General features: G+C 39.9%; 22 protein-coding genes. 3 read left to right on the forward strand and 19 right to left on the reverse strand.

The features are described from left to right. From fliQ to fliE, 13 genes are all read right to left on the reverse strand, one after another. The gene (gene fliQ, locus Q4575_RS03390) at nt 1–270 is read right to left on the reverse strand and encodes a flagellar biosynthesis protein FliQ (protein ID WP_215962178.1); all 270 of its coding nucleotides are present in this window, start codon (nt 268–270) and stop codon (nt 1–3) included. Nucleotides 271–278: 8 nt separating this feature from the next. Next, the gene (gene fliP / locus Q4575_RS03395) at nt 279–1,031 is read right to left on the reverse strand and encodes a flagellar type III secretion system pore protein FliP (RefSeq protein WP_215962179.1); all 753 of its coding nucleotides are present in this window, start codon (nt 1,029–1,031) and stop codon (nt 279–281) included. A 4-nt stretch (nt 1,032–1,035) separates the two neighbouring features. Further along, nucleotides 1,036–1,536, reverse strand: a complete 501-nt coding sequence (gene fliO / locus Q4575_RS03400; RefSeq protein ID WP_215962180.1) for a flagellar biosynthetic protein FliO — start codon at nt 1,534–1,536, stop codon at nt 1,036–1,038. Next, nucleotides 1,496–1,894 (reverse strand): flagellar motor switch protein FliN, encoded by a 399-nt coding sequence (fliN, locus tag Q4575_RS03405; RefSeq protein ID WP_215962181.1) that lies wholly within the window; start codon nt 1,892–1,894, stop codon nt 1,496–1,498. The genes fliO and fliN overlap by 41 nt, the downstream gene beginning before the upstream one ends. A gap of 30 nt (nt 1,895–1,924) precedes the next feature. Beyond that, entirely contained in the window at nt 1,925–2,995 is a 1,071-nt protein-coding gene (gene fliM, locus Q4575_RS03410; RefSeq protein WP_215962182.1) for a flagellar motor switch protein FliM, read from the reverse strand. Nucleotides 2,996–3,022: 27 nt separating this feature from the next. After that, nucleotides 3,023–3,559, reverse strand: coding sequence for a flagellar basal body-associated protein FliL (gene fliL / locus Q4575_RS03415; RefSeq protein ID WP_303521321.1), 537 nt, complete (start codon nt 3,557–3,559; stop codon nt 3,023–3,025). A gap of 175 nt (nt 3,560–3,734) precedes the next feature. Next, nucleotides 3,735–5,828 (reverse strand): flagellar hook-length control protein FliK, encoded by a 2,094-nt coding sequence (locus tag Q4575_RS03420; protein ID WP_303521322.1) that lies wholly within the window; start codon nt 5,826–5,828, stop codon nt 3,735–3,737. A 242-nt stretch (nt 5,829–6,070) separates the two neighbouring features. Beyond that, nucleotides 6,071–6,520 (reverse strand): flagellar export protein FliJ, encoded by a 450-nt coding sequence (fliJ, locus tag Q4575_RS03425; RefSeq protein WP_215962185.1) that lies wholly within the window; start codon nt 6,518–6,520, stop codon nt 6,071–6,073. A 14-nt stretch (nt 6,521–6,534) separates the two neighbouring features. Further along, nucleotides 6,535–7,863, reverse strand: coding sequence for a flagellar protein export ATPase FliI (fliI, locus tag Q4575_RS03430; protein ID WP_303521323.1), 1,329 nt, complete (start codon nt 7,861–7,863; stop codon nt 6,535–6,537). After that, nucleotides 7,863–8,990 carry a flagellar assembly protein FliH gene (locus Q4575_RS03435; RefSeq protein WP_303521324.1) on the reverse strand — a complete coding sequence of 376 codons (1,128 nt, stop codon included), beginning with the start codon at nt 8,988–8,990 and terminating at the stop codon, nt 7,863–7,865. Before Q4575_RS03435 ends, fliI begins: the two co-directional genes overlap by 1 nt. Before the next feature lie 41 nt (nt 8,991–9,031). Continuing rightward, nucleotides 9,032–10,072, reverse strand: coding sequence for a flagellar motor switch protein FliG (gene fliG, locus Q4575_RS03440; protein ID WP_215962188.1), 1,041 nt, complete (start codon nt 10,070–10,072; stop codon nt 9,032–9,034). Next, nucleotides 10,065–11,762 carry a flagellar basal-body MS-ring/collar protein FliF gene (gene fliF, locus Q4575_RS03445; protein ID WP_272182521.1) on the reverse strand — a complete coding sequence of 566 codons (1,698 nt, stop codon included), beginning with the start codon at nt 11,760–11,762 and terminating at the stop codon, nt 10,065–10,067. The genes fliG and fliF overlap by 8 nt, the downstream gene beginning before the upstream one ends. Nucleotides 11,763–11,824: 62 nt before the next feature. Beyond that, nucleotides 11,825–12,178 carry a flagellar hook-basal body complex protein FliE gene (gene fliE, locus Q4575_RS03450; RefSeq protein WP_303521326.1) on the reverse strand — a complete coding sequence of 118 codons (354 nt, stop codon included), beginning with the start codon at nt 12,176–12,178 and terminating at the stop codon, nt 11,825–11,827. Nucleotides 12,179–12,422: 244 nt separating this feature from the next. Here fliE and Q4575_RS03455 point away from each other — a divergent pair, with 244 nt between their 5' ends. Genes Q4575_RS03455 through Q4575_RS03465 form a run of 3 tightly spaced genes read left to right on the forward strand, consistent with a single transcriptional unit; the run spans nt 12,423 to nt 15,410 of the window. Next, nucleotides 12,423–12,917: a peptidylprolyl isomerase gene (locus Q4575_RS03455; RefSeq protein WP_215962190.1), complete on the forward strand. Its 495-nt coding sequence runs from the start codon at nt 12,423–12,425 to the stop codon at nt 12,915–12,917. A 44-nt stretch (nt 12,918–12,961) separates the two neighbouring features. Further along, nucleotides 12,962–13,696, forward strand: a complete 735-nt coding sequence (locus Q4575_RS03460; protein ID WP_303521327.1) for a UDP-2,3-diacylglucosamine diphosphatase — start codon at nt 12,962–12,964, stop codon at nt 13,694–13,696. A 37-nt stretch (nt 13,697–13,733) separates the two neighbouring features. Then, nucleotides 13,734–15,410 carry a Zn-dependent hydrolase gene (locus Q4575_RS03465; RefSeq protein ID WP_303521328.1) on the forward strand — a complete coding sequence of 559 codons (1,677 nt, stop codon included), beginning with the start codon at nt 13,734–13,736 and terminating at the stop codon, nt 15,408–15,410. A gap of 915 nt (nt 15,411–16,325) precedes the next feature. On the opposite strand, the gene Q4575_RS03470 is transcribed toward Q4575_RS03465, so the two are convergent. From Q4575_RS03470 to Q4575_RS03495, 6 genes are all read right to left on the reverse strand, one after another. Then, nucleotides 16,326–16,490 (reverse strand): hypothetical protein, encoded by a 165-nt coding sequence (locus Q4575_RS03470; RefSeq protein ID WP_215962194.1) that lies wholly within the window; start codon nt 16,488–16,490, stop codon nt 16,326–16,328. Between the two features lie 22 nt (nt 16,491–16,512). Next, nucleotides 16,513–16,716 carry a hypothetical protein gene (locus Q4575_RS03475; protein ID WP_215962195.1) on the reverse strand — a complete coding sequence of 68 codons (204 nt, stop codon included), beginning with the start codon at nt 16,714–16,716 and terminating at the stop codon, nt 16,513–16,515. Between the two features lie 995 nt (nt 16,717–17,711). After that, on the reverse strand, nt 17,712–17,837 hold the full coding sequence (locus Q4575_RS03480; protein ID WP_256448276.1) for a hypothetical protein: 126 nt from the start codon (nt 17,835–17,837) through the stop codon (nt 17,712–17,714). A gap of 466 nt (nt 17,838–18,303) precedes the next feature. After that, nucleotides 18,304–20,907, reverse strand: coding sequence for a TonB-dependent siderophore receptor (locus tag Q4575_RS03485; RefSeq protein ID WP_303521329.1), 2,604 nt, complete (start codon nt 20,905–20,907; stop codon nt 18,304–18,306). Nucleotides 20,908–21,193: 286 nt separating this feature from the next. Then, nucleotides 21,194–22,300 carry a DUF4340 domain-containing protein gene (locus Q4575_RS03490; RefSeq protein ID WP_303521330.1) on the reverse strand — a complete coding sequence of 369 codons (1,107 nt, stop codon included), beginning with the start codon at nt 22,298–22,300 and terminating at the stop codon, nt 21,194–21,196. Nucleotides 22,301–22,313: 13 nt separating this feature from the next. Next, the gene (locus tag Q4575_RS03495) at nt 22,314–24,203 is read right to left on the reverse strand and encodes a Gldg family protein (protein WP_215962198.1); all 1,890 of its coding nucleotides are present in this window, start codon (nt 24,201–24,203) and stop codon (nt 22,314–22,316) included. Between the last annotated feature and the right edge of the window lie 8 nt (nt 24,204–24,211).

Raw genomic sequence — 24,211 nt, forward strand, 5'->3', positions numbered from 1 at the left:
TCAGCCTATTACTGATGGTATTCGATTTATTAGCTCAAACGTAAAGTCCATTATCTTACCAATGATCCAGTGGCCTGAATACATAAGTGCCAATAAAGTCACTATTAATCGAGGCAAGAAACTTAGGGTTTGTTCATTGATAGACGTGGCCGCTTGGAAAATAGCAACCATTAAACCAACTAATAAACTTGGTACAACAATGGACGCGACCAGTAAAATGATCAACCAAAGTGCTTCACGCAGAATATCAACAAAAACCTCAGGAGACATACGTTATCCTATGTTCCTAGACCAAAACTTTTAGCCAATGTTCCCATTACTAACGTCCAACCATCTACAAGCACAAACATCATTAGCTTAAATGGCAGTGATACAATCATCGGTGATAACATCATCATACCCATTGCCATCAAGACCGAAGCAACCACTAAGTCTATGATCAAAAATGGTATGAAAAACATAAAACCGATTTGAAAAGCTGTTTTTAATTCAGAGGTGACAAACGCAGGAATAATAACCGTCATAGGTAACTCTTCTGGCGCATTGAGTTGAGTATAGCCGGCGATTTCAGCAAAAGACTGCAGATCAGAAATTCGGGTTTGGCCTAACATAAACTCTCTCATGGGCAGTTTCGCTTTTTCGAAAGCCTGCAATGACGTAAGTTCTTCGCTTAAATAAGGCTCCACCGCTGTTTGATTAATTTCGTCAAATACAGGGGCCATAATAAATAAACTTAAAAATAGCGCCATACCAATAAGCAATTGACTGTTTGGTGTTTGTTGTAACCCCATGGCCTGTCGCAATATAGCTAATACCACGATGATTCGAGTGAAAGAGGTCATCAACATGACAATTGCTGGAATAAAACTCAGCGCTGTCATCATCGCCAATACTTGCAATGTTACGCTGTATTCTTTTGAACCATCGGGGTTATCAACAACAGTGACAGCTGATATACCGCCGTTTTCGGCTAACGCCTCTGGTGCCAAAAATAGCAATATGGCAATGGTAATTGAAACTAAAATGCGCATTAACTCATCCGTTCTTCTGCGTAGAATTTGCGTCTGTTTGCGGTGGTGTATACCCAAACAATTTATTGATTTTATTAACCAACGTCGAGTTGGCCATAGGCAATGTTTTTGATTCTATGGGATTTTCAAGAGAAAACAAATGATTTACATTTTGCGGTGTCACGCCAATGGCATGTTGTTGCCCTTGAACTTCAATAATAATGATCCGTTCTCGGCCACCTAGTGACATACTTGAAACAAGCTTAAAGTGCCCTGTATTGTTTGGGGTCAAGTTAAGTTTTTTCGCCACAAACGCAACAACAATTATAATAAAAACCACTAATAACAAAGCCAGCAACATAGGCATAAGCGCGTCGCTGGCTGGTGTATTTGCCGGTGTTTTCGATGCAAAGTTTTGTTGTTTTACAACCTCTTCAGCAAACGCCGTTTGGCTGATGACAGCAACAAAACTAAAGCATAACCGTTTAACGTAACTTTTTAATACGTTCAATTTGACTGATAACATCTGTAAGTCGAATACCAAATTTGTCGTTAACAACGACCACTTCGCCGTGAGCAATCAACGTGCCATTAACTAATACGTCAAGTGGTTCACCCGCAACACGGTCAAGTTCAACAACGGAGCCTTGATTTAGTTGCAATAAGTTACGAATACTAATTTTACTGCGGCCAACTTCCATTGAAATATTAACCGGAATATCTAAAATTGTTTCTAGCTTACGCGTCTCATCTTCATTTAAGTTGCTTCGTGCTTCTGTTAGTTCGTCGAGTTCAGCAGTTTGAATACCGTCATCGCCACCACCATCTTCAGCTTCGGCTAGGGCTGCTGCCCACTCGTCCATAGTATCTTGATCATCACTCATAATCATTTACCTTAAAAAATTTATAACGACTTATAATTCCAAATCGTCTTCTAATGCTAATAATTCGGAATCGTCGTCTAGTCGACGACCACCTTTGGTCAATACGTTCATTTCTGACTTAGCAGATTCTGGACGTTTTATCTTCTCTGAAATCTGGATCGCGACATTGTCACGACATTGTCCTAATTTAGCTCGGTACGTTGGCAGACCTTCGACAAATACCGTAATGTATTCTGGCATTTCAATTGGAATAATATCGCCGTCTTTTAGATTCATAACTTGATGTAATGGTAAGTCCATTTCTAACATCTGAGTATGTAAATCAACATACACATCCATTATTTCGTCTCGAAGTGCCTTACTCCAACGATAGTCCGTATCTTCTCTATCACTTTGAACACCAGCATCTAACAGCTCACGAATGGGTTCTAACATTGAGTATGGTAGCGCTACGTGGAAGTCTCCACCGCCGCCGTCAAGCTCAATATGGAATGAACTAATTACGATAACTTCAGTTGGTGAAACAATATTTGCCATCGCTGGATTCACTTCAGAATCAAGATATTCGAAACTTACGTCCATGACCGGCGACCAAGCTTCTTTGTAATCTTCGAAAATGAGTTTCAGCAACATCTGAATAATTCGACGTTCTGTTGGAGTAAATTCGCGGCCTTCTATTTTTGCATGGTAACGACCGTCACCTCCAAAAAAGTTATCCACTAAGATAAATACCAGACGTGCTTCCATGGTGATTAAGCCAGTACCTTTTAACGGTCTGAATCGAACCATGTTTAAGCTAGTTGGTACAAACAAGGTGTGAATATATTCACCAAACTTAATCATTTGTACGCCGTTTATTGACACTTCAGCAGTACGTCTCATCATGTTAAACAGACTGATCCGCATATGACGCGCAAAACGCTCATTCACCAACTCAAGAGTTGGCATACGGCCACGCACGATCCGATCCTGCGAGGAGAAGTCATAGTCTAGGGTACCGGCTTCACCGCCGCCACCGCCTTCCTCTATTTCTTCTTCTTCGACATCATCGACTCCGTGGAGCAACGCATCAATTTCATCTTGTGACAGAAGATCAGTCATATTAGTTCTCTTATTATTACCTGCCGGTTATTGCATTACAAAACCAGTAAACAATACTTCCTCTACAATTTTCGAGCCAGTTATATCAATTACTGCTTTTTGCACGTCTTTGGCTGCTTTTAACTTCAATGCATCTTTACCTGCAGTGGTGGCCAAATCATCGGCTGTAGCAGTGCTGAAAGCCTTTAACAACGTGCCTTCAATCAAAGGTATATGTTTCTGCGCTAACTCTTGATTGTTGTCGCCGCGCACCATTAATTGTACACGAATTTGAACGAGTCTATCGCGAGTTGTACCAGGTACGTTAAACGTAAATGGTCGCGGCATCGTCACATATTTGGCGTTACCCATTTCAGCTGGTTGAGAAGGTTCGGCGTCAGCAACACTTTCTTCCGTTGTCTGTTCGCCTTCGGCAACAGGTGCTTCGTCATCACCAGATAACAAAAAGAATGCTGCGCCAGCGCCAATTAAAACAACAGCTACAATAATAATGATTAACATCATCTTATTGCCACCTTTGCCCTGTTCTTCCTCTAACGTTAAATCACTTTCTTCTTCAGCCATTATTATGTATCCCAAATTACACGGTATGGTAGCCATGTTATTGCGCACAGTCAGTTAACGCAACGATTTAAGTCTTTAATCTGCAATTCGCTTATCTGTTGAACAAAAAGCACAATAATTAATGTGTTTACGCCAATATTTTTAAACCGCTTTACTTTTTAACCGTCCAAAATTGCTATGCATAATAATCAACTTTATAAGGAGACGGAATATCAACGACCACTTCAGTTGCATCACCTAAATGTTCGTCGGTGCTGTCCTCGCCTTTTGTACCAGCATGATGCGTTTCAGCTCCAGCCTCTGTTCCACCTTGACCACTTTGCTCATGTTGAACGTCGGAATCAGCCAATTCCATGCCCTGTTGCTCTAACATCTCTTTTAACTTAGGCATCGCGTTTTCTAATGCATCTTTGGCCTGTTGACTCGACACCATAAAACTGACAGCAGCTTGATCACCATTTAACTGCATTTTAATTCGAATTGACCCTAACTCAGGCGGGTCTAGACGAATATCAATAGACTTCATGTTTCGCGCCATCATCATGCCGACTTGTTGCTGCACATTGGCTGCTAATTCTTGTTTATTAAAGAGAACATTTTCTTTAATGATAACGTCATGCTTAATTTGAGTTTGTATATCGAGCTTAGCCGCCATCATTGTTTTTTCTAGCTGAACGGCCCCTAGCTCAACGCGGGCTATACTGTCTGCCAATAGGCTACCGGCTTCGGTGCTACCTAATGCTGTACCTGCATTCAAGACCGTTGCCACTGGGCTAGTGATGTCTCGAGAAGCGAGTTTTTCTTCCCCTGCTAGTTTAGCTAACAGTTCATCGTGGATTTGTGATTCAGATGTTAATTTTGATCCATCAACGCTTTGGCTAACATTGTTGTTCTTACCAGCTGCATTTTCATCCATATTGTTTTTATTAATAACATTTGCCAAGGCCGCCGCTGTTGTGTTGCTATTCGTTACACTAACAGGCTTTGTTGTTTCACCTGCTGCAACATTATTTTTGTTAAGCTCAGCTTCAATTGCCGAGGTAACTGCATTTAACGCCTGCCCTTGAACCTTAACCTGTTGCTCGTTTTCACTTGCCGTGGCAGAAGCGTCTGCTCCTACAGATTGTCCGGCTGTTACCTGCAATTCATTTGAAGTCGACTTAATGTCATTGGTATCAATTTCTGCTTCACTCAGTTGTAGCGTTTTCAGTTGTTCATTTAGACCTGCGGCATCTTGAACTGCAGCATCGATTTTCGTTTGATCAGCTTCGATAGCTGCATCCGACTCAGCCGTAACTAGGGCGTTTTCGCTTGTCTCGGCACTTTTGAATGATGCGATGAGCTTAGCAAATTCGTCGAGTTCATTTTGTCCCGCTGTGGTTAATTCATTATCGGCATCAGCGGCATCTACTTTTGAAATTGCTTTTTCATCACTGGATTTATTGGCATTTTGATTTGCTAGTTGCATTATACCGTCGAGCCAGCTTGCTTTGTCATTTGTGGATATCTCTTTAAGTGACTGCTCTAGCTTCTGCGCATCAGCTTTTAGATCCTTTACTACGCTTATTTGCGGTTCGAGTTTAGTATTTAAACCGGCCGAATTCTCACCTGCCGCACTAACTGTTGCGACGCTCTTAGCAAGTTCATTTGCGCTTTTGGTCAGCTCAGCAGTGGTTTTTGCTTCGCTCAATTCTTGTTGTACGGCTATCTCACTACTTCCATTCGTCACTTGCTGGAACAAAACTTTTGCTTGCTCTGCGGTAAGATGAGTCGTACTTATTTTTACTGACTGTTGCTCGTCTGTGCTAGTTGAAAAAGCCTCTATTTCTGAAGCAACCGATTGATAATTTTTTTCTGTTTCTAATTTTTGACTTTGTAAATACGCCTCTTGTTCTGAATCGGATAACGGTTGCTCTATACTTTTTTCAGCTTTATCGCCTTTGTTTGTGTCAAAAGGTTGGGCTGTTGTCGATTTATCACTACGGCTGATCTGTGCATGTTCTGCACTTTGAGATGTTTCTACGCGTTTATTTTCATTTTTACTTTGCAAATTTTGGTCTTGTTGACGTTGCAGCCTGATGTCATTTTCTTTTGCTAATGCTTTTGAACGCAAATCGTCAGTTTGAGACTGACGTTGCTTGTTTTCATCTAACATACGTTCAAATTTAGAATCCGCAGCCTGCACTTGTTTTTCTGTGCGATCCGCAATTGCCCACAGCGCTTTGTCGTCTATAGTTTTCGATTGCGTGAGTTGTAGGTTATTTTGCAAAATTTATACTCCACTACGACAACGAATATATGTTGTCTTGATTACTTGCTGCATTAAATTACGGTTCCGTTGTTTTTGCTTTTGGCTGAAACGAGTGAGAACCGAAATTGTGCCAACTCTCAAATGATTACGATAAGGCGACTTTTAAGGCGCGAAACATTGAGATATAAACCTTTCTATAACCTGTTTATTCAATATCCGTTCCAATTCGATTTTTAATCGTCGTTTTGAACTAAATAGGGTTAAACATGTTGTTGTCGAACAAACTTTTGAAGTGCAAACTCGTCATTATCTGCCTGTTCTAATTTGTCCATAACCAGTTGCTTTTTCGCTCTTTTATTGGCTAAAACCGTTTCAACGGCCTGGGTTTTTGACCTTTGTTCTAACCAAATAGCGCGACGTTGTTGAACAACTTGTTTGGCAACATCCACAGCATGGCACTGGGCAACAATGCCTTCGTCTAGTTGAACAATAAAACGCTGAAAGTGCATATAGTTGCCACCCTGTAATCCGGCATTGCCTCTTTGTTGCAACTGACGTAAATAGTCCAATTTGTAACCCTCAACTTCTTTCAGTTTTTGAATGTTTAATTGGTAAAACGACTGGGCAGAATTGAGATCTGTGGCATAGCCTTGTTCTTTATCTTTTTCAATTTTGAAGAGGGTTTCTAGTTGTCTAAAATCATCGGCCATAACAAGTCCCCGCGTTATTTAATCTGCTGAACAAGCGCTTGTAACTGCATTAAGGCTTGGTCGTAAGGGACAACGTCATCCATTCGCTGTTGCAAATAGGCGTCAATTACAGGTTTTAATAGGATCGCTTTATCAACAATAGGGTTACTTCCCGCCGCATACGCGCCGATTGAAATAAGATCTTTATTTTGTTCATAAGCTGAAAGTAATTTTTTAAACATAAGCGCCATGTGTAAATGTTCAGGACTGGTCACCTGAGGCATAACACGACTAATTGAACGGCCAACATCAATGGCCGGATAATGCCCTGAGTCAGCTAAATCTCGTGATAATACGATATGTCCATCTAATATAGCGCGACTTGCGTCGGCTATTGGATCTTGTAAATCATCCCCTTCTGACAAAACGGTATAAAATGCAGTAATCGACCCTTGGCCTTCGCCACCATTACCAGCTCGTTCAACTAATGCTGGCAGTTTGGCGAAAACCGAAGCGGGGTAACCTTTGGTTGCCGGAGGTTCGCCTATCGCTAAAGCAATTTCGCGTTGCGCTTGAGCATAACGGGTTATGGAATCGATGAGCAATAATACGTTTAGTCCTTTGTCACGAAAATATTCAGCAATTTGAGTGGCCGTTTCACACCCTTTAAGACGACGAATAGGTGACATGTCTGCTGGTGCTGCGACAACCACAGCGCGTTTGCGCCCTTCATCTCCCAATATTTCGTCGATGAACTCTTTTACTTCTCGTCCACGCTCACCAATTAAGCCAACAACGATGACATCGGCTGTTGTGCCTTTGGTCATCATACCGAGTAAAACGGACTTACCGACACCAGAACCGGCAAACAACCCCATTCTTTGTCCCTGGCCAACAGTAATGACCCCATTTATGGCTTTAACTCCCACATCAATCGCTGTTTTAACAGGGCGTCTTGATAATGGGTTGATTGGTTTTGTGCTTTGATTGGCATCTGAGTCGGTATCAATTGCGCCAAGATCATCCAGCGGTTGACCGCTTGGGTCAATTACTCGTCCTAATAAACTTAGGGATAACGGCAACTTGTTAGAGGCGTGAGAAACTGTAACTCGACCACCGGGCAATACGCCTTGAACTTTATCGAGCGGCATTAAATAAATTTTATCATTCTCAAATCCAACAACTTCCGCGTCGACATCACCATTTGCGGTTTGCACACGGCACTGCCCACCTAAAGGCGCAGAACACCCGACGGCTTCAAGCGTTAACCCTGCCACTTTGGTCAAACGACCAGAAACTTCAGGTTTGGCATCAACCACTTGATTTTTATACTTGGCGATTCGCTCTAATAATTCGGTTGTCACTAGTTTGACTCCGTATCGTTATCAACGTCATCCACCGCATTTACGTCGGTATTTTCGGAATTTGAAGGCTCAATTGCGCCTGTTTGATTGTTTGTTTTTTGTTTATTCTGTTTCTGCTTTTTATTATTTTTATTCTTGTTTTTTTTCTGCATCGGTGATCCAGGCTGCTCATCAACTGCATTAGCGTCTGACGTTTCTTCAACTTGATTTTGGTCACTTGCAGCTTCAGAACCAGCGTCTGAATTTTGGTCTGTCGACTCTGACATATTTATCCCAGGGGCTAAATCACCAGCTAATGGGATCGGTGAATTTGCATGCTCTTTTTCAAGAGCAGCAGCTTGAACAAAGTCACCAATGGTTTGTTTCATTCTTTGTTTTACGGTGCGGTCGATAAGCGAATTAGGGGTGCCGACGACTAAGTCACCTTGGGTATAAGCTGGTTCTTCTTTTAAGATCCACTTACGTTCAATTAACGTATCTTCGTCATAGATGCTTTTTATAGTTTCGATGTCACTTGGATGAAGGTGCAGTTCAGCAAATTCGGTGTTAAAAGGCAAAGACGCGACGGACTCATGCAGAATGTTGAGTAAAACATCTTGATTCATCTTAGTTTCAGTGCGAATAACCCCTTCTGCGAGTGCTACCGCGAGTTCTAAAAGTTGCAACTCAACGGCTTTATCTACCCGTTTAATGGGCTCATACAATTGGTCAATTAGCTGCTGCCATTGCATCGCTAATTCTTCTATTTTTTGCTGACCTTCAGCTAGACCTTGCACATTGCCTTCTTCGATACCAATAACCATACCTTCTTCATGGCCTTTGGTTTTACCTTCTTCAAATCCAGCTTCAAAACCGTCTTTTTTACCCTGCTCTATTCCTTCATCATATGCATCTTGGCGAATTTTTTCGATTTCTTCGGCCGTAAGCTGTGGCAATTCCTCAACGATTTCTTCTTCTTGTTTTTTAAGGCGAGAATACATTTCGTTGATAGGAACGCCCATAAAATTAGTCTTGCCTTTCAATTCCTCACGTTTAATCGCGGTAACGTCAGGTGCAACCCAATCTTTAAGAAGTTCCAACATGTCATCACTAGGCGTGACGGGATTGTTAGATAATTTATCAGACATTTAATACCTCAATAATGCTGTACGTGCGTTGTATGAGATGACTATAGGAAGTCATCTCCACCGCCACCGCCTAACATAATTTCACCGGCGTCAGCCAATCGTCGGGCAATTGCCAAAATTTCTTTTTGCGCCGTTTCAACTTCTGATACTCGAATAGGTGGCATCGCCTCTAAATCGTCAGCCATCATATCGGCAGCACGTTTAGACATGTTTTTCAGGATCTTATCTTTTAATCCATCATCGGCGCCTTTAATTGCTTTCATCAAGGAGTCTTGTTGTACTTCACGTAAAATGGCCTGGATACCGCGGTCGTCAACATCTATGAGGTTGTCAAATACAAACATTAAGTCTTGAATTTGTTGCGCCATCTCTTCGTCGTGTTCACGCATAGCATCCATCAATTGCCCTTCAATGTTGGTATCTAAGAAGTTCATGATTTCTGCAGCCGCCTTCATGCCGCCCATTTTCGCTGCTTGAGCACCAGCTTGACCAGCAAACTGTTTCTCCATAATTTCATTTAGTTCTTGAAGTGCCGCAGGTTGTACTTCTTCAAGGTTCGCGATACGCATTGTTAAATCAATGCGGACTTTATCTGGGAACTGACCCAAAATTTCAGCCGATTGATCTGGCGCTAAATAGGCCAAAACAATGGTTTGGATTTGTGGATGCTCGTTTCGGATGATATTGGCAACTTGTTTTGAGTCCATCCATTTAAGTGAATCTAAACCTTTTGCTCCGCCACCCAAAATAATTTGGTCTAATAGCGTAGCCGCTTTTTCTTCACCTAATGCGGCAGTTAATGCCTTTTTGATAAAGTCTTCAGATTGGAAACCAATCGTACTGTAATCTTGTATTTGGTCGATAAACAGTCGATGCACTGCTGATATCTTGTCTTGACTTAAATCATCAAGTTGCGCCATCGCAATACCGACTTTTTGAACTTGTTTTGGCTCAAGGTGTTTCAAAATTTGAGCGGCGTCTTCCTCAGACAAGCTGAGCAACAAAATCGCTGCTTTCTCTACACCTTCCAACTTATCAACATCAAAGCCGGCCTTCGCTGGTTGTGCTACGACATCATTCATCTTCTAATAACCACCCTTTAACAACTTGTGACGACAACTCTGGTTCATTGGCAACTAATGCTCGGATTGCTTTGAGCAAGTCCTCATCACCATGTAAGTCTGGTAATTGTAGTGAACCATCCGCTGCAAAACCAATGTCTTTTTCGTCAAATTCAGTATTGAGCATATCTAATGTTTCGTCGCCCAAATCTACGCCACCTAAAGCATCTTCTTCATATTGGTCCGACGTTTCTTCCGGATTCATTAATTTTTTCAGCATTGGTCTAACTAAGAATAGGATAAGAACAACAATAACCACCATAGACGATACAGTTTTAACAAAGGGTTGGAACCAATCTTGTTGATAGTATGGCTGTTCTACAGCCGTCATATCATCAATTTTATTAAATGGAATGGTAACCACTTCTAATGTATCACCTCGGTTTAAATCAAAGCCCAAACCACCTTGCAATAGACGGCGAATGTTAACTAGGGCTTGAGAAGAACGCGGAGTTGTTTGAATCGTGCCATCTTCTGCTGTTGTTCTGACATAATCAACTGCAACCGACACACTTAATCTGCGCATCATGCCAGTTTGATTTTGTTTGTGGCTGATAGTTTGGTCTAGTTCGTAATTTCGAGTTTGCTCTTTATGACTACGACCACTTGCACCGCGTGATTGTCCGTCTGTGGCCTGCTCTGGGATATTTGAATCTAGTGGTGGTTGGTTAGATAATGCACCTGGAATTCCTAATGCACCATTGCCCGTAGAATTATCTTCTATTAATAACTCACTGCGAATAGCAGGTAAGTCTGGGTTAAATGTTTTTTGTGTTTCCTGAACGCTGGTAAAATCCATTGTAACGTCAACTTGTGCGGTAAAGTTTTCAAGACCTACCACTGGTGACAAGATAGAATTAATTTTGGCTAAGTATTCATCTTCACGTTTACGTTCAATTTCAAATTGCTTGCGTGATAATGCTGATAGAGAATTTTGAGACCCTGAATTTAACAAACGGCCATTTTGGTCAGTCACCGTAACTTTAGCCGGTTCCATACCTTGAACGGCTGAAGCAACGATATCGACAATTGAATCAATTTCTTCTTCGGCCATCATACGACCACGCTTTAAAGTAACAACCACTGTAGCTGAAGGTTTTTTACTATGACGTGCAAAAATATTTTCTTTTGGGATAGCAAGTAGTACTCGGGCACGCCCTACTGAGTTTAGCTCTTCGATGGTTCTTGCAAGTTGTTGTTCACGGCCATGTTTTAAACGTTCCGTTTCCATTCTTTGGCTAACGCCAAATCCAGAATCTTGCATTAAGATCTCAGAGCCTTCATTCGGTCCCTGAGTTAATCCACCACGGGCAATAGATAATTTAACGTTTTGGTATTGATCCGCAGCAACCAAAATTGTGTTTTGATTCAGTTCATATTCAATTTGTTGGCTGTCTAAATAATCCAATGTCTCAATCAACTCGGCAGTTTCAAATTTACCGATTGGACGTAATTCAGGTTCTTGTGACCAAATGATAATGAAAATTGCGATTGCTAAACAGATGGTTAACGCAACGATCATCGCCCCTTGTCGCATAACCTCAGCGCTAGAGATTGAGCTCATAAAGCCAGATTTTTGTTCCTCGACACCTTCACTCGCGTCCGTATTTAACGTAACAAGGTCGCTGGAAACATCTTGATTTGGTGCCACTTGGGTGGTTAATTCATCTGCCACAATATTGTCCTATTAATACTTGTTAATGCTAATTGAGGTTAAACAGGCATACTCATGATGCTTTTGTACGCTTCAACAAGTTTATTTCTAACTTGTACCGTTGCTTCAAACGCGATGCCTGCTTTTTGCGACGCTATCATCGTTTCAGCCAACGTTACTGAGCGGTCACCGGTTTCTAACGCATTTTTAAGCGCTCCAGCGTTTTGCTGTATATCATTAACATTGTTAAGCGCTTGACTAAGCAAGTCACCAAAATTTGCAGATGACGGGTTTGCTACTCTATCACTTGCTTGAAATGGACTAATTTCAGCATTCGGCCGTATCGTTGTCCCAGAAACCTGAGAAGCCATGGATTGAAGTTCGGCATATAAGTTGTTGGCTTGAATATTCATTGCATCACCTATTCGACATTCTTTTTCAATTGTCATTTATGTGTGTAATAAAGCATTATCAATGCCAAAGTGTAAGATGTTGTATTTGCTAAATATTATTTTCAAATATGGCCATTTCCCAAAATGTCATTAATTTGACTCGACTAAAAAACAATCGGTCTCATTAATTAATTTAAAGTGAACTGTGTCAAACAGATAGAAATTCGCTACAATCGCTGCAAATAGCATATTTGAGGAATATATCATGGTTGTATTAACAACAAATTTTGGTCAAATTAAAATAGAACTTTTCACTGAAGAAGCGCCGATCACAACCGCTAACTTTATTGAATACGTGAAATCTGGATTTTACAATGGAACGATTTTTCACCGCGTAATCCCTGGTTTCATGGTTCAAGGTGGCGGCATGTTACCTGGCATGGAAGAAAAAGATGGCAACGCGACAATTAAAAATGAAGCCAACAACGGTTTGAAAAACGACCGCGGGACTTTAGCAATGGCTCGCACAATGGAACCACATTCGGCATCGTCTCAGTTTTTTATTAATAGTGTAGATAACGGTTTCTTAAACTTCCGTGCTGAATCTTCAGAAGGTTGGGGATACTGTGTATTCGCAAAAGTTGTTGAAGGCATGGACATTGTTGATAAAATTTCAGCAGTTAAAACGGGCCGTTCTGGTTATCACCAAGACGTCCCAACTGAAGATGTCATTATTGAAAAAGCTGAAATCGAAGAATAATAAGAATTGGCGCTTTGGTTTTCAAAGCGCTAAGACTAAATCCGATGACAAACAGCTCATTAATTATTGCCGATCTGCACTTAAGTCCAGAACGCCCAGACATAACATCGTGTTTTTGCGAGTTTCTAGTCGATTCTAAAAACAAACATGATTCATTATATATTTTGGGTGATCTTTTCGAAGCGTGGATTGGCGATGATGACATCTCCCCTTTTACAAATACCATTGCCAACGTCATTGCAGAATTTGCAGAATCAACCCCAGTCTACTTTATCCATGGTAATCGAGACTTTCTACTTGGAAAACGATTTGCAAAAAAAGCAAAAATGACATTATTGCCGCAACAACATCGTATCACCGGCTACGGCTATAACATTTTATTTATGCATGGTGACCAACTTTGTACTGACGATATCTCTTATCAAAAGTTTCGCCGCAAAAGTCGCACTTGGTGGTGGAAGTTCTTAATCCAATGCTTACCTCTGAAACAACGTCGCCTTAAAGCAGAAAACTATCGTAAGATTAGTGTTGCGCAACAAAAGCATAAATCATCTGACATTATGGACGTCAATCCGACCACCGTTGATGCTGTCATGGCAAGTGAGAATGTAGATTTACTTATCCATGGTCACACCCACCGACCTGAAATACATTCATTGCCAAATAATAAAATTAGAGCGGTAGTTGGCGATTGGTATACCCAAGGTTCGGTACTTACTTTATCTCACCAACAACTTGCGCTATCTTGTATATCGTTCAATGCCAAAAATGGCATATAAAAATTATAACGACAAAACTCTACACTAAGGACAAAACGTGAAATTATCTTCAATCACATTGGCGATTTCACTCGCGGCGCTTAGCCTCACGGGCTGTAACAAACAACCAGAAAAACAAACTCAAATGACTCCAGAAAAGAGCGCGAGTACGTTACAAGCCGTTGACGAGTACAAAAACAAATTTGATATCTACACACCTGTCGCATTAACAGCCGATTTATCCACATTAAGTGACGACCAAAAACGAATGGTCGGCCTGTTAATAGATGCATCAAAAATAATGGATGACTTGTTTTGGAAGCAATCATTTGGAGAAGATAAAGCCGAATTTTTGGCTCGGATAAGTGACCCAGATGCACGTCGATTTGCTGAAGTAAATTATGGACCTTGGGATAGGCTAAATGGCGATAAACCATTTTTAACCGGTTTTGGTGAAAAACCCCTTGGGGCGCAATTTTACCCAGCAGATATGACCAAGAAACAATTGACTGATGCCGTATTACAAGACGGTGAAGGATTGTATTCGGTTATTACTAGAAACGAAGATGGCAAACTGCAAGCCGTTAAATATTCAGTCATTTATCAAAAAGAACTCAAGCAGGCTGCTGATATTTTAGTTCAAGCCTCAAAATTAGCTGAAGACAGCGAATTTGCAAACTACTTAAAAATGCGTGCAGAAGCCTTATTAAATGATGATTACCAAGCATCTGACTTTGCCTGGATGAACATGAAAAACAATGCAATTGAACTTGTTTACGGTCCAATTGAAACTTATGAAGATCAACTTTTTGGATATCGTGCAGGCTTTGAATCTTACGTCCTCATCAAAGATCTGGCGTGGAGTGAAAAATTAGAGAAATACGCCAAAACACTTCCAGAATTGCAAAAAGGCTTACCTGTTCCAGGCAAGTACAAAAAAGAAGTCCCTGGCGCCAACTCACAATTAAATGCCTATGACGTTGTTTATTATGCGGGGCACTCAAATGCCGGCGGTAAAACAATCGCAATCAACTTGCCAAACGACGAACAAGTTCAACTGCAAAAAGGCACTCGTCGACTGCAGCTTAAAAATGCGATGAAAGCTAAATTCGATAAAATTTTGTTGCCAATATCGGATGTATTAATTGCCCCGGAACAAAGAAAACACATTACGTTTAATGCGTTTTTCAACAATACAATGTTCCATGAAGTTGCACATGGCTTAGGCATTAAAAATACCATTACAGGTACTGGTACAGTTCGCCAATCTTTGCAAGAACATGCATCTGCATTGGAAGAAGGCAAAGCGGATATTCTTGGCCTTTATATGATCACGCAATTGTTTAACCAAGGTGTAATAACCGAAGGTAAACTTGAAGATTATTACACGACGTTTTTAGCCGGTATTTTCCGTTCAGTGCGGTTTGGCGCAAGTTCGGCACACGGTAAAGCAAACATGATCCGCTTTAATTATTTTGCAGATAAAGATGCGTTCCAACGTGATGAAAACGGCCTATACCGTGTCGACATGGTGAAAATGCAACAAGCTATGACAGGTTTATCAACGTTAATCTTAACCCTACAGGGCGACGGTGACTACGATGGTGTCGACAAGCTAGTCGCAACAAGCGGCATTATTAAGCCACAATTAGCGGCGGACTTAGCGCGTTTAACAACTGCAAACATTCCAGTAGATATTGTATTTGAACAAGGTAAAGAAGTCTTGGGACTTTAACCCTAGTAAAACGCTCTAATTACCTATCAAATGCGGCTTAAATTCCAAGTGAGTTTAAGTCGTATTTTTGTATTAAATGAAGTTTTGGATAATTGGATAAGCCTTGCTGATAAATAACGGAATTATTAAGGTCTATTCATAAGTTTAAATATTTTATTTTTTAGCCCAAATATTAAATAAAAACACGCCATTGAAAATAAAATGAACGCTGACTTTACGACTATGTCTTTAAAAATAGCGACTCCAAAATCAAAATCAAAATCAAAGCCAATGACAAAACAAATGTTTGTCTTGATTTGGCTTAATTCCAAAATACGCTAGATTAGCAATTCCAATAGTCACCAATCAAAAATACCAATTTTCTAATTTAAGTGCAGACAAGACCCAAGTTGTCCCAGCCACTATCATTGCAAATCCAGTAATATAATTAGCCAAGTTAATCTCCATATTCAGTATTTAAAATATAAACCAGGGTTTTATGAAATATATACCCACTAATGATTACCAATACTAAAAATGATATGTGTGCAACTTCCAGCACTTTGATAAAAAAAGTACCTAGCCCCATGTAAATAAAGGCTTGTCCCCAGTTAAACAATTTAACATTTGAATCGCTTATTGAATTGAAAATCAAAAAAGCCACCAATAATAGACATTATGCCGGTGATAAATAATACGGGGAGACTTAAACCATAAACCCCTAATACAAAAGAAGTAATTGCAATACTAAATGAAAATGGTTTCATCATTATAGATTTCATAAAAATTCCTTAGTAGGGCTTAAGTATCCTTAAGAAAAGATTACCATTGCACACTATGCAACCAATATAAATTTTCTAATTAAAAGGCGTCCAAATTTCTAGCTATGCCTTGAATAACTAACTTTAAGTTTCCCTAATATAGAAAAAAAACCTATTACTTAACAATCATAAAAATAGAAATTGCAATTGCAATTGCCAAACAGATAAATAGTAAATTTCTATTTTTAGTGCCGTTTTGATTCCACTTTGTTTTTTCCTTATTCCGCCATTGTTCAAATTGCATTTCAAGCTCCTCAATATTTGTTTTTAATTGGCTCATTTTTACATGAGCCAAAATATGTTTAGTCTTCCAACAAGTCAGATATGTACGAATATGTAGTTGTTAAACTTACGGCAATCATGGCAATTGGAAACCAAGCTGGGGCGCTTCCGGCTACTGCTATTCCAGCACCGATTGTGACGATTGTTGCATTAGTTGAAATTGCAGTATCCTGGTCGACTGCGCCACTTACTTCTATAACTTCATTTACGCTTAATTCACGCATAATTTACTCTCCTTGTTTCTGACATTTTTGTCAGTTAGTTATTCGCTATATCAGTTATTGATATAGCGCCATTTATGGTCTGTCGCTTTATACAACAGTTCCAAATCTGTTAAACGAGACAAAACCGCTTAGCTTAAATAACAACATGTCGTTTGGTGATGATGGCATTAACATAACCGGTTTAATCGGTCATCTCTGCCCATTAAACATTTGGCTAACAACCACCTCTACAAACCACTATCAATCCTTTGAATGTTTTAACGTTATTAAATTTAAGGCAGCAAATTAAAACCGTCAAGACGAGCTTTTGAGTTGAAAAATATTTTTCTATATTTAACAAACACATAAAACTTAAAAACTGTACTTTTTAATTTGAAGAAACTGACCTTTTTAGGTGAATTAACCTCCCCTTGAAATACCTTCAACCTCAGTAAATTTTAGCTAAAAAATATTATTTAACGCATTAATTAGACGTATTTCTTCGCTCTGTTTTAGATAAACCGTTAATGGCAAACTTGTGGGAAGCTCTAGATATCCAGCGCAGGCTCAATTTTAGTATTTTGGTATTTTAGTATTTTAGTATTTTAGTATTTTGGGATTTTTGGATTTTTGGATTTTTGGATTTTTGGATTTTTGGATTTTTGGATTTTTGGATTTTAGTTCAAGCAATAGCAATCAATGCAAGTAATGCAAGTAATGCAAGTAATGCAAGTAATGAAAATTAACGAGGAGCACGAGAATACATTCACAGTCGCACTTCCCATTGAAAACCCCTTCGTTACTTATTTACTTTCCACTTATTAATTATTTCTATTTTGATAAAGAAAGCTATAAAAACAATTACCAGCCCGATTAAAACAAAGTCGGCATTTGAAAGTGGGTTTACTCTTACAAAATAGAAGATCTGAAACAGGACAAAAAGAGCGATAAAAATCAATTTCCAAATCATTGTCACATCCTCTATGACCTAAAATAAAACCCACATAAACTAACGTTTAAAAGCGTATTAGTAGTTGCTTAAGATGCTTCGGTATTTCGATAACCGCCGGCATCAAAGGAATTTCGTTGGTGATTGCACCACCACAAATCCCACTTAACTCATATTCGATTAATTCGCGCATATAACTCTCCTTGTTTTTAATTTACTAGTCTTGTGCTATCCAATTCACCTAATCCTTATCAAAGACAAACTGGAAAAAGCAATATGATAAAACCGATACTAAGCATTAAAACTTTGCAATTCAGACGGTATCATTTAATTAAATAAGCCCAAATAGCGACTTGCTCTAGCAATATAAAAGTTATATCAGTGCAGGCACATCGTCAAGGTCGGCTTTCACCCATTTACAATAAAACCCATAATTTCAAAATGTTAAGCGACAAAAACTGTACCTTATCATAGCGCTAATTTTTATTAGTGGGTTTTAAGTTCTATTTGAAACTTAAGTTTAAAACACATTACCTTTACTCAATTCCCTATCTACTTTTTTGGCTTACGGTATTGATTAATTGCGTCCTCACCTCAAATCCAGAGCAAAAAAAATCCTCTGCAAGCAGAGGATTTTTCAAATCTAAAGCAGTTTCAAATTAGAAGCTGTAACGGCCTTGGACGTAATAACTACCGCCATTGAAGTCAAACGGACTCGTCTCGTAGAAAACACCACCAGCGTAATCCTGGCTACCTGCATACGGCATACGATGTGCTTCTTGGTCAAATATATTATTCGCACCAACTGAAACAGTAAACTCTTCAGTTACTGAATAGCTCAATTCCGCATCAATTGTAATAGCAGAATCACCAGTTTCACTTACCCCTGGATCATCGGCATGTACTGCTAAGTATTCACCATAGTAGTTAGCGCGGATAAACGTACTTACGTCTTCCCATTTCTGACTAATTGTAAATGTAGCGCGATGCTTAGGAATACCATCTTCTAAACGGCTGATTTTGAAATCTGATGTTGCAACTAGTGCAGCGCCTGTATTTGGATCAAGGCGAGTAGCAACAGAATCTACAGTCGTTTCGTTCCAGTTATAAGCCAATGCAAAATCAGTGTCTCCACCAAATAATTCAGCTGAATAGTTGGCAACGATATCTAAACCTGTTGTCGTTGTATCAAAATCATTTGCGAAGAAAGTGATAGTACCTAACAATTCAGGGTTTTTAACACCAGCTGCAGTAAGTGGAGCCAAATCAGACGCGACAATGTCCAGTTTGTCCGTTTGTGCTATCCGGTCTGTAACTTCAATAGTATAGAAATCCGCTGTTACGAAGAACGTACCGTCATTATAAACCGCACCAAATGCAAAACTTGTTGATTGCTCTGGATCAAGTATTGTAGCGCCTTTTTGAATTGACACTGGGTGAGCTGGTGGGTAAGTCGCCGATTGAATCAACTCACCATTAACCATTGACGTTTGTGTATTAACAACATTGTCTTGGCCAACTGTTGGTGCACGGAAACCAGTTGAATGTGACGCACGAAGTGAAATATCGTCTGATAACTCATATTGTGCAGTTAATTTATAGTTAGTTGTATCACCAAACGAAGAAAAATCTTCATAACGTAACGCGCCGCCTAATAATAATTGGTCGGTCACTTGAGATTCTAAATCTAAGTAAGCTCCAAAGCTATCTCGGGTACTTGTCCCTGCAGCATCTTCGTGGAAGCCAGCAAAACCATGAGAACCGATACTAAACCCTTGGCTTGCTAATGGTCCCGCTTGCCAAGACGCATCTTCACCAGCAATGATTTCGAAGCTCTCTTGACGAATTTCAATACCCGATGCAACGTTTACCAGTTGACCACCATCTAATTGGATTTCTTTAACTAAATCGACATTAAACGATTTTTCCAATTGAACGTAGCTACCTGTATCAAAGCTTAAACCTGAAGGTTGTACAGGACCAAATGATGGGTTGACCGTATTTACTAGAGTGTACGACGACTTATTGCGACCTACTGAGCCACTAACATCATACATAACTTCATCTAAGAAACCGTGTTTAAATTCACCTTTAACACCAGCCACAAACGATGAATCTTCAATATCACCGGTAAATTGCGGAGTGTAACCACCTGGTAAAATTTCGTTAAACGCGAAACAGTTTTGACCTACTGCCGTATTTGGATCTGCAATTAATTGATAATCAGAATTATCAAGAATATTTTCGGTCGTAGGCGTTAACGGTAAAACAGGACATTCAACGCCAACTCCAACGCCGTCTAAATCACCAACTAAATGGTTAGCGTCACCGGTAAATACGCCACCACGGTTTTGTGGGTTACGATAGTAATAGCCCCCAGTTGCAGTACGTGAAGAAACATTACCAAACGCATATAAACTAGCTTGGTCATTTAGCTCCAAACCTAAGTTAATAAATACCGATAGATCGTCCTTAATTTCAGGATTACCCCAAACCATAGCTGGATCATTAACTGATGTATTACCAGCATCGATTAAGTTTTGTGCATCATTACGTTGAACTGTTCTGCTCGTCGCATCGGCGTTTTTATATTGGAAACTTAAATTGGCAAAGCCATTTTCTGTTAGTTCCAAGCCAATATTACCGTCAACAACAGTAGCTGCACCGTCACCTTCGAAATATTCACCTTGACGAACTGAAATAGAACCACCTTCAGACGCATCATTTAGAACAAAGTTTAAAACCCCAGCAATGGCGTCAGAACCATATTGTGCCGCCGCACCATCACGCAAGATTTCAACTTGCTTTAATGCAGAACTTGGGATTACTGAAATGTCTGGGCCTTGAGCACCATCATTAATACCACCACCTTGGAATGCTAATACTGATGCACGGTGACGACGCTTGCCGTTAACCAAAATCAACGTACTGTCCGAAGACAAACCACGTAAGTTCACCGGGCGAATAAACGATGCAGCGTCACTAATTGGCTGTTGTTTTACGGTAAAAGACGGAACTGCAGCTTGCAACATGTCTAGCATGTCAGTTGATGCATTTTTACCTAATTCATCTCCACCAATAATATCAATAGGAACTGGTGAGTCATCAACTGAACGAGGTGCGGCACGTGAGCCTACTACGGCAATTCGTTCAACTTCTTCTGCTGACTCCGCAGCGATTGTTTGGGTAGAGACGGTAGACAGGGCTAAACTTGAAAATAATGCTAGTTTAACCACTTTTGAAAGTGGTGATAATTTATACACTGTTTATTTCCTTCATATGCTATTCATGTTTTGTTGTTGTTGTGCGGTACTCAATTCTGTGTGAGCACTTGTGATAACCTACTACCTATAACAGCCTTGAGTCAACAAAGGAATGTTACAATTTATTTACTAAAGGCAACAATTTAATGCCATCTATAAGATTGATATATAAAGAAATAAATATAAATGCAGTAGAAGTGAAAAATTATTAGAAAGTAAATTGGACAAATATGAAATTATGACCCATCCTAAATTACGATGGGTCATTTTTATTAAAAATCCCTAATTATTCAGACTCAGTATTTGACACTAAATCATTTTTATCGATTGCGAGTTTGTTGTAGTCATTTTTAGCTATTTCAATCAACCACTTCGAATTATCAATTGCTATAAAGTACAAATTTTCATCGTCACTTGAATAAAAATCAACTCTCAATCTACCGGTATTTCCAAGTTTAGATTGATATTCAACAAAAACGCTCTGAGTTAATTTTAACAAATCAAGTTTTGTGCGTTGTTCAACACCTCGCAATTCTAAAGAAATTAAATTTCGAACAAATCCATCAATAATCGATGGTGACTTTAATTCGATATCGACTTTTTCATCGCCAACTAATTCAAAATGATCTGCCAGTACCGACTTTTCGCTGTCCAGTTTTTCGTCTAGTTTTGATAAGTTCAACGTTTGTTCTACAGTCTTTTTAGCCAAATTAGTGATATTTTCCTCATTCGAGGCTTTGTCTTCAACCGCTAAGTTCTTCAAAGGTCGCAGTGCGCTAAATTCAACTTGTCCAGCTTTATCTAAGGTCACTTTACGAATGTCTGAATAGTCCACAGCAAATACCTTGGGCTCTAGCCAGTCATTAACAGAGTCAGATAATTGCAAGTAACTATCAACTAGATAAGTTTGAGGCGAATCTTCAAATCGCACATACCGACCTTTGCCATGGCCCATTTCTTTACCAATTAACAAAGCCATCTCATTTCCAGGCCAATGAAGAACCAATCTTGATGCGTTAGAATTTGGAGAATCTAATGCAGCTAAATTTAGTTTGGAATGGTGTTCAACTTTAGCCGTTTTTAATTCGACGACGCGAGTCGACTGTAACTCTCGTAAAAACTCGGTTAGTGCATTGACGTTAGCGGGGTAATCAAAACCTTCTTTAACGCGCCATTCATTGCCAACGAGATCAATTGTGACACTTTGGTCGTCAGTCGCCGTTTCTATGACAACTTTATTGATTTTATTTAGGTCAACTTTAGCCGATGCATATGACAACAGGTCTTTTTTATTGAGATGAGATGAGCCTGCGTCACTTGACGATATTTTTAAACCAACCGTAATGGCTACGAGTGATATTATTAATAATACAAGTAAAGAATTTTGTTTCATTTCTTCTACCTCACTAACCGAGTTGTTGCATTTGTTTCATCATTTGGCGGCGCACATACTGGGCAATAGCACCTAATAAAAGTGTTAACAATAAAGGGAATACGGCAATATTTAAAAATTTCAGCCAGCTGCCCAGTGACTCTATGTCTTTATCTAACTGATGCCTGACAACACGGAGTTCTTTCCTTATCGCTAACTTTTTAGCAACAAACTGCTCCACTGCGGCAGTTTGTTCTGCCGTTAAAACGAGCGCCCCCGACTCAGATTGTTGGCTTTGTAAATCGGCTAACTGACTTTCCGTTTGCTGTAATTCGTTTTGCAAACGTTGCTCTTGCTCTCTAAATTTAGCTTCTGCAGCAACGGTTAACGCTTCAACAACATCAAACGGACGTTGATATTTACCTTTTCCTCTGATTGACAATAAATTCGAACTACCCGATAAGTTATCGACTGCATTGATAAGGAAATCACCGTTATTCGCAAAAGGTTGCAAAATGGTTTGACCAAAGAAGTTAGAGGTTTGCACCCAGAATCGATCCGTTAACATGTCGGTGTCCGCTACAACGACAACTTGAATATTGTCTGCAGATTTTAACCAATCTTCATCTACTCGGCCTTCTGGTAAAGTTTCAAACGCTGTGTTTGCAGCCCCACTAACGCGAGCGGCTAAAACTCGTGAAACCTGCCCCGGTGTAAAGTTATTTGTTAGCCTTTCTGGATTTTGGCCGGCCATTGAATACACCATGGAGTTGGTGATGGCACTAAACTCTGAACTTGAGAACAAAGGCGTAAACGTTGTGCTCGCGTTTTCAATCTTTGATAAGCTACCAAAACTGGCGCCATTAATTGACGCTAGAGACGTTGTGACGACGTCCTGCCCATCGATGTTTTCTCTATCTAGCCCCAAATAGCCAATATGACGCCCAGGCTTGCCATCTGGCATTCTAATTTCAAGCCCTTTGGCTGCATCCAATACAATTTCACTGCTGTTGTAATCCACTCCCCAGGCAGTAAATAAACGAGCTAAATCTGAGCTAGAAGCCGCTGACATTCCCATCATATTTGCCTCCGCGTCACTTTCAGCATTTGGGTCAACAAACACCAGCAGTTTTCCGCCCCCTAATACATATTGGTCAATGGCAAACAGTTGGTTTTCCGACAGGTTTTTAGGATGAACAAGTATTAGCAAGTTAATGTCGTCAGGCAGTGTTTCAGAATCTTGCTCTAGAACATTAATGTCATATAACTGCGCTAATTGGCTGTAGGTACTCCAAGCAGGTGTTGTAGCAGGTTGCCCCATTTGCATCGCCATAGGATTGGGATTTAAACCTCCTTGCATAGGCAAACTCGATAACAACGCAATTTTCACTTGAGTCGGATGAGTTAATCGGTAGATTAACTTACTAATTTCATATTCAAGTAAGGTTTCCTGACTAGGGTCAAAAAACGCAATAATCTCTTTATTATCTATCGAATCAGTTGCTGCAAGGCCTAAATATACAGACTCGCCGGTCGTACTTATTGGTGCTGCCGTAAGCCCCATTTCTGCCGCTTTATCTTCCGCTTCAGAAAACGGCTCAGGGTCGATGATATGAAGTTTAATTTTGCCATCTGCATATAGTTCATATTCTTCCAACAAGCTTTGGACTCGCACGGCATAGTTGCGCAACGATGTCAGGCCCTCTGTCGCTTTATTGGAATAGAAAAAATACAAATTTATCGGCTCATCTATTTCTGTAAGAATTTTGTGTGTTCCCTCTGAAATCGAATAAACACCGCCTTCGGTTAAATCCAGTCTCGCTTTATTAAACAAAACATTATTAAGTAAAACCAAAGCAAAAAATGCAATTGCAATCGTGCCTAACGAAACGACAAGGCCACTTTTGTTTTTTAAAAAATTCATTTTAAATT

It is taken from the genome of Psychrosphaera sp. 1_MG-2023, from assembly GCF_030548245.1.
Taxonomy (GTDB): domain Bacteria; phylum Pseudomonadota; class Gammaproteobacteria; order Enterobacterales; family Alteromonadaceae; genus Psychrosphaera; species Psychrosphaera algicola.

Coding starts and splice junctions, on each gene's coding strand:
- fliQ (WP_215962178.1), bottom strand. CDS start 270: ATGTCTCCTGAGGTTTTTGTTGATATTCTGCGTGAAGCACTTTGGTTG.
- Q4575_RS03455 (WP_215962190.1), top strand. CDS start 12,423: ATGGTTGTATTAACAACAAATTTTGGTCAAATTAAAATAGAACTTTTC.
- fliP (WP_215962179.1), bottom strand. CDS start 1,031: ATGCGCATTTTAGTTTCAATTACCATTGCCATATTGCTATTTTTGGCA.
- fliM (WP_215962182.1), bottom strand. CDS start 2,995: ATGACTGATCTTCTGTCACAAGATGAAATTGATGCGTTGCTCCACGGA.
- fliL (WP_303521321.1), bottom strand. CDS start 3,559: ATGGCTGAAGAAGAAAGTGATTTAACGTTAGAGGAAGAACAGGGCAAA.
- Q4575_RS03495 (WP_215962198.1), bottom strand. CDS start 24,203: ATGAATTTTTTAAAAAACAAAAGTGGCCTTGTCGTTTCGTTAGGCACG.
- Q4575_RS03490 (WP_303521330.1), bottom strand. CDS start 22,300: ATGAAACAAAATTCTTTACTTGTATTATTAATAATATCACTCGTAGCC.
- fliE (WP_303521326.1), bottom strand. CDS start 12,178: ATGAATATTCAAGCCAACAACTTATATGCCGAACTTCAATCCATGGCT.
- fliN (WP_215962181.1), bottom strand. CDS start 1,894: ATGAGTGATGATCAAGATACTATGGACGAGTGGGCAGCAGCCCTAGCC.
- fliG (WP_215962188.1), bottom strand. CDS start 10,072: ATGAATGATGTCGTAGCACAACCAGCGAAGGCCGGCTTTGATGTTGAT.
- fliJ (WP_215962185.1), bottom strand. CDS start 6,520: ATGGCCGATGATTTTAGACAACTAGAAACCCTCTTCAAAATTGAAAAA.
- Q4575_RS03470 (WP_215962194.1), bottom strand. CDS start 16,490: ATGAGCCAATTAAAAACAAATATTGAGGAGCTTGAAATGCAATTTGAA.
- Q4575_RS03480 (WP_256448276.1), bottom strand. CDS start 17,837: ATGCGCGAATTAATCGAATATGAGTTAAGTGGGATTTGTGGTGGTGCA.
- Q4575_RS03435 (WP_303521324.1), bottom strand. CDS start 8,990: ATGTCTGATAAATTATCTAACAATCCCGTCACGCCTAGTGATGACATG.
- fliO (WP_215962180.1), bottom strand. CDS start 1,536: ATGTTATCAGTCAAATTGAACGTATTAAAAAGTTACGTTAAACGGTTA.
- Q4575_RS03475 (WP_215962195.1), bottom strand. CDS start 16,716: ATGCGTGAATTAAGCGTAAATGAAGTTATAGAAGTAAGTGGCGCAGTC.
- Q4575_RS03460 (WP_303521327.1), top strand. CDS start 12,962: ATGACAAACAGCTCATTAATTATTGCCGATCTGCACTTAAGTCCAGAA.